Origin of the sequence: Actinosynnema sp. NPDC059797 (assembly GCF_042732085.1) — a bacterium.
Lineage (GTDB): Bacteria > Actinomycetota > Actinomycetes > Mycobacteriales > Pseudonocardiaceae > Actinosynnema.
This window is the reverse complement of sequence record NZ_JBHWIE010000470.1, coordinates 1-4832: the sequence shown is the minus strand read 5'-3', so window position 1 is coordinate 4832 and position 4832 is coordinate 1. Positions and strand designations below refer to the sequence as shown.

At 71.2% G+C, this 4832-nt stretch carries 6 protein-coding genes and 2 pseudogenes; 4 read left to right on the top strand and 4 right to left on the bottom strand.

The features are described 5' to 3' along the window. Positions 1-42: 42 nt before the first annotated feature. Positions 43-480, bottom strand: coding sequence for a GNAT family N-acetyltransferase (locus ACFV4N_RS39930; RefSeq protein WP_499677884.1), 438 nt, complete (start codon positions 478-480; stop codon positions 43-45). 185 nt (positions 481-665) lie between these two features. Here ACFV4N_RS39930 and ACFV4N_RS39925 point away from each other — a divergent pair, with 185 nt between their 5' ends. Further along, complete coding sequence (locus ACFV4N_RS39925) at positions 666-1247, top strand: hypothetical protein (protein ID WP_499677886.1); 582 nt, start codon at positions 666-668, stop codon at positions 1245-1247. A gap of 207 nt (positions 1248-1454) precedes the next feature. Here ACFV4N_RS39925 and ACFV4N_RS39920 read toward each other — a convergent pair. After that, positions 1455-1589: pseudogene (locus ACFV4N_RS39920) on the bottom strand (sigma factor-like helix-turn-helix DNA-binding protein); the annotation flags it as partial. On the opposite strand from ACFV4N_RS39920, the pseudogene ACFV4N_RS39915 reads away from it, so the two are divergent. Further along, a pseudogene (locus tag ACFV4N_RS39915) lies at positions 1588-1773 on the top strand (YybH family protein); the annotation flags it as partial. The pseudogenes ACFV4N_RS39920 and ACFV4N_RS39915 overlap by 2 nt on opposite strands. Here the strand turns inward: ACFV4N_RS39915 and ACFV4N_RS39910 are convergent. Continuing rightward, positions 1740-1880 carry a hypothetical protein gene (locus ACFV4N_RS39910; protein WP_499677885.1) on the bottom strand — a complete coding sequence of 47 codons (141 nt, stop codon included), beginning with the start codon at positions 1878-1880 and terminating at the stop codon, positions 1740-1742. The pseudogene ACFV4N_RS39915 and the gene ACFV4N_RS39910 sit on opposite strands and share 34 nt — an antisense overlap. A gap of 105 nt (positions 1881-1985) precedes the next feature. On the opposite strand from ACFV4N_RS39910, the gene ACFV4N_RS39905 reads away from it, so the two are divergent. Both ACFV4N_RS39905 and ACFV4N_RS39900 read left to right on the top strand, forming a co-directional pair. Then, positions 1986-2207 (top strand): nuclear transport factor 2 family protein, encoded by a 222-nt coding sequence (locus ACFV4N_RS39905; RefSeq protein ID WP_499677883.1) that lies wholly within the window; start codon positions 1986-1988, stop codon positions 2205-2207. A gap of 188 nt (positions 2208-2395) precedes the next feature. Further along, complete coding sequence (locus tag ACFV4N_RS39900) at positions 2396-2854, top strand: ATP-binding protein (protein ID WP_499677882.1); 459 nt, start codon at positions 2396-2398, stop codon at positions 2852-2854. A 132-nt stretch (positions 2855-2986) separates the two neighbouring features. Here the strand turns inward: ACFV4N_RS39900 and ACFV4N_RS39895 are convergent, their stop codons facing one another. Further along, a complete protein-coding gene (locus ACFV4N_RS39895; protein ID WP_499677881.1) occupies positions 2987-4663 on the bottom strand; it encodes a ribonuclease J in 1677 nt (558 codons plus the stop codon). Positions 4664-4832: the final 169 nt, after the last annotated feature.

The following is a 4832-nucleotide window of genomic DNA, read 5'->3' as shown; positions in this document are numbered from 1 at the left end:
CGATCCGCACCGGCGCGGTGCCGCGTCGAGGGCCGTCGGCCCTCAGGCGCCGTCGTCGAAACGGACGAAGGCGCGCAGCGTGCCGGACCCGTGGTCGCGGATCTCGGCGTAGCCCAGGCTCTCGTAGAAGGCGCGTTGGCCCGGTTCGTCGTCGGTCAGCAGGACCTTCTGCCGGACCGTGCGATAGCGGTCCAGCACCGCCCTCACCAGCGCGCGGCCGATCCCGCGGCGTTGCTCGGCCGGGTGCACGAGCACGTCTTGCAGGTAGCAGATGGTCGCCCCGTCGGACAACGCGCGAGCGAGGCCGACCAGCCTCCCGCCCCGGCGCGCGGTCACCACGCAGGACGCCCCGGCCACCCCGGCCCGCAGCAGGCCGGGTGAGTCGGTGTAGGCAGACCAGCCCACCGCCTCGTAGAGCGCCAGCAACTCGTCCACCGGTATCCCCGACTCCGGTCCGATCACCAGCTCGGCTTCGTCCACCTGAAGATCCTGGCACGTCGACCGCAGCCGTGATCGCGCACGTGGCGGCAGGACCGAGGGCCCGCGGGCGAGGCGGTGATCACGGGTGATGCCTCCTGGCCGGGAATGGTCATTTCGCGTGCGCCGTACGGGTGATGTGCCCCGGTTCCGCTCACCGGGCTGTTCGGTGTGCGTATCGTCGTGTTGTGCGATCTTCGTCCGAGGTTTCCGTCGAGGGTGTCGAAGGGGCGTTGGCGGAATTCGCCGCGCTTCGTGACGAAATACTGGAAAGGGTGAAGGCGCAGCAGCAGCTGCTGTCGTTCCAGTTGACGTTCACCGGTGCCATCTTCGGGTTCGCCATCACGCGGCCGGGGATGACCGCGCTGCTGTTGATCGTCCCGTTCGGTTCGTACCTGCTGTGCGGTCGCCTCGTGGCGCAGCACTTCGGCACCCTCAGGGTTGCGATGTACATCAAGGACGAGTTGAGCCACCGGGTGCCCGGAGGGCTTGGCTGGGAGCGGTGGTTGGAGGCCCGGCAAAGGCGGCGCCCGCACTTCCTGGGCTCCACGTTGCCGTTGTTGTTCACTTTCGCCGGGGCGAGCGTCCTGGCCTTGGGGTGGACGACGGGGTACGTATTCGGTCGCCACGGTGTGCCGGCCCTCGCCCGCTTCGGCCTCGGTGCGTTCTGGGTCCTCGGTGTCGCCGCGGCGATTTCCTGCATCATCTTCGTGTTGCAGATGAACAATCGCCTGCCGGTTCGCAGCTGGGCTCAGACGGGGCTGTCCTGACCGAGCGCCGGTGTATTCGTTCAACGGAGGTGCGCCGATAGCCGGAACCGGGTGAGGTCGGCGGTGGGGGAGGAGGTCACCTCGGTGATGCGGCCACCCTGGATCGCGAGGACGTCGAGGCCGCCGGGCAGGTATCGCTTCGTCGCCGAGGTCGCGCAGCACGGCCTGCTGGGTCGGCGTGGTCGAGTCGATCACTTTTCGGGCTCGTTGGAGGGCGCTGTTCACCGATGCGGGGGACGTGTCCAGCTGTTCGGCCACCTGGGCCGCGGAGAAGCCGAGCACCTCGCGCAGGATCAGCACCGCCCGCTGGAGCGCGGTCAGGCGCTGCAGAGCGACGACCATGACCGACGAACAGCAGATCCGCGACCTCATCGAACGGTGGGCCGCCGCCGTCCACGACGGAGACCTCCCCACCGTGCTCGCCGACCACGCGCCGGACATCGTCATGTTCGACGTCCCCCCGCCCGAGCGGGGCGTGCGCGGCATCGACGCCTACCGCGAGACCTGGCCGGGCTTCTTCGAGTGGCAGGCGTCCGGCGCGGTGTTCGGGATCGAGTCGCCCGACGTCACAGCGGGCGCGGACGTGTCCGGCGCCGAGGTCCCGGCGGTGCACGAGCGGTGGTTCGACCGCACCGCGGCGAAAGACCTCGACGGGCTGATGGAGCACGTCGCGCCGGATGTCGTGTCTACGAGCACGCGGGGCCGCTGCAGTACGTCGGGATCGACGACGTCCGCGAGGTGTGCCGACGCGGCCTCCAGGCGTCACCGGGGCCCATCGACTTCGACGTCCCCGACCTCACCACCCGTGCGTGCGGCGACCTGGCCGTGGCGTGGGGGCTCGACCGCATCGTGGGGGGCGGCGTCGAGATCCGGTCCCGCGGCACCCGCGTCTTCCGGCGGCGCGACGGCGACTGGCAGATGATCCACCAGCACCTGTCCGTCCCGGCGCCGGGCGACTGATCGCACCGGGCGCGGACACGGCTCTCGGCGACCACGCCGGCGGTGCCACGGTCGTCGCCCCGGGCCGGCGCGGGAGGCCCGGGACGTCCGACGGTGGTTGATCGACCGCATCGGGTGATCGGGGAGGGGTGTCGGCGGCGGGCCGCAGGGGTACCTGGTCACCAAGTCAGACGCTCCAGGAGGACAGCATGATCGTCGGTGAGGACGCCCCGTACCCCGCCAGAGCCCGAACCCGACCCGACGAGTCGTCCGAAACCGCGGTGCTGGACCTGGTGGGGGACGTGCCACCGCTCTCCGAGGTGCGGCAGTGGACCGGCGAAGTCCTCGCCGACCTCGGCGACGAGGAGGTCACCGACGCGAAACTGGTCGCGTCCGAGCTGGTGACCAACGCCTACGAGCACGGACGACACCCGTTGCACCTGCGACTGCGGCGCGCCCGCGACCTGATCCGCATCGAGGTGGTCGACCTGTCACCGCGGATGCCGGTGGTCGGCCGTTCCTCGGTGCGGGTGACCCGCGGTCGCGGGATGGTGCTCGTGGACCAGCTGTGCAGCCAGTGGGGGGCCTTGCGCCACGCCGTCGGCAAGACCGTGTGGGCCGTCCTGGCCCTCAGCTCACGGCAACCGGACCGGGGGCTGCCCGCCTGACCCGTCCCGCGTCGGCGCGAGGACCGCGAGCGCCCCGCCGCGCACGCCGCCGTGCGGGAGCGGTCGGGACCGGGAGGAGGCCGCTGACGGCAGGGGTCGGCGGCTCGAACCTCCCGGGCTTCCGCGACGTGCTCAGGCCTCGATGACCACGGGGATGATCACGGGGCGTCGGCGGTGGGTCCGGTGCGCCCAGTACTGCACCTCACGGGCGATGAGCCGTTCCAGCTCCTCGAAGTCGGTGACGCCGCGCTTGTTCGCGCCGGCGAGGGCCTTCTCGATGGCGGGGATGACCGGGGCGAAGGTGGAGGCGTCGTGCTCGAAGCCGTGGGCGATGAAGTCCGGCGGCTCGGCCAGCCGGCGGGTGTCGAGGTCGACGAGCGCGACGACGGTGATGACGCCCTCCTCGCCGAGGGTGCGGCGCTGCGCCAGCGACTCCTCGGTGACCCCGCCGACGGTCTGCCCGTCAACGTAGACGTTGTGGACCTCGACGCGGCCGGTGATCTCGGCGCGCCCGTCGTACAGGTCGACGACGTGGCCGTTGGCGGCGATGGGCACCCGGTCCCGGGCGACCCCGGTCTTGATCGCCAGTTCGGCGTTGGCGCGCAGGTGGCGCGCCTCGCCGTGCACGGGCATGACGTTGGCCGGCTGCACGATGTTGTAGCAGTAGACCAGCTCGCCGGCGCTGGCGTGGCCGGAGACGTGGACCTTGGCGTTGCCCTTGTGCACCACGTTCGCGCCGCGGTCGACCAGGCCGTTGATGACCCGGTAGATGGCGTTCTCGTTGCCGGGGATCAGCGAGCTGGCCAGCAGGACGGTGTCGCCCTCCTGGACCTGGATCGAGTGGTCGCCGCCGGCCATGCGGGACAGCGCGGCCATGGGTTCGCCCTGGGAGCCGGTGCACACCAGCGTCACCTGGTGGGGCGGCATCCGGTCCATGCGCTTGATGTCGACGACCAGGCCGTCGGGCACGTTGAGGTAGCCCAGCTCGGTGGCCACGCCCATGTTGCGGACCATGGAGCGGCCGACGAAGGCGACCTTGCGGCCGTGGGCGTGGGCTGCGTCGAGGACCTGCTGGATGCGGTGGACGTGGCTGGCGAAGCTGGACACGATCACCCGGCGCGGGGTGGTGCGGAAGACCTCGTCGATCGCGGGGGCGAGGTCGCGCTCGGAGGTGGTGAAGCCGGGCACGTCGGCGTTGGTGGAGTCGACCAGGAACAGGTCGACGCCCTCCTCGCCGAGGCGGGCGAACCCGCGCAGGTCGGTGATCCGGCCGTCCAGCGGGAACTGGTCCATCTTGAAGTCGCCGGTGTGCAGCACGAGGCCGGCGGAGGTGCGGATCGCGACGGCCAGACTGTCCGGGATGGAGTGGTTGACCGCCAGGAACTCCAGGTCGAACGGCCCGCGGACCAGCCGCCTGCCCTCCTCGACCTCCACCTGCACCGGCGTGATGCGGTGCTCGACGAGCTTGGCCGACAGCAGCGCCAGGGTCAGCCGGGAGCCGACGATCGGGATGTCGGGGCGTTCGCGCAGCAGGTAGGGCACCCCGCCGATGTGGTCCTCGTGACCGTGGGTCAGCACGACCGCGACCACGTCGGACAGCCGGTCGCGCAGGCAGGTCCAGTCCGGGAGGATCACGTCCACGCCCGGCTGGTGCTCCTCGGGGAACAGCACCCCGCAGTCCACGACGAGCAGCTTGCCCTCGTGCTCGAACACGGTCATGTTGCGGCCGATCTCGCCGAGACCGCCGAGGGCGGTGACGCGCAGGGCGCCGGGGGCGAGGGCCGGTGGAGGTGCGGGGGTTCGAGCCATGGTCACACCTCCACGTTAGGTGAGGGTGTGCGGGAATTGAAATCGGTCCGGGATGACCGGGCGTGGGCGGGTGGGCGCGCAGGGTGGCGGCGAAGTCCTCGGGCACGAGGGCGGGGGCGGCGACACCGCGGATGCGCTGCAGGACGCCGTGGGCGTAGCGGCCGATCGC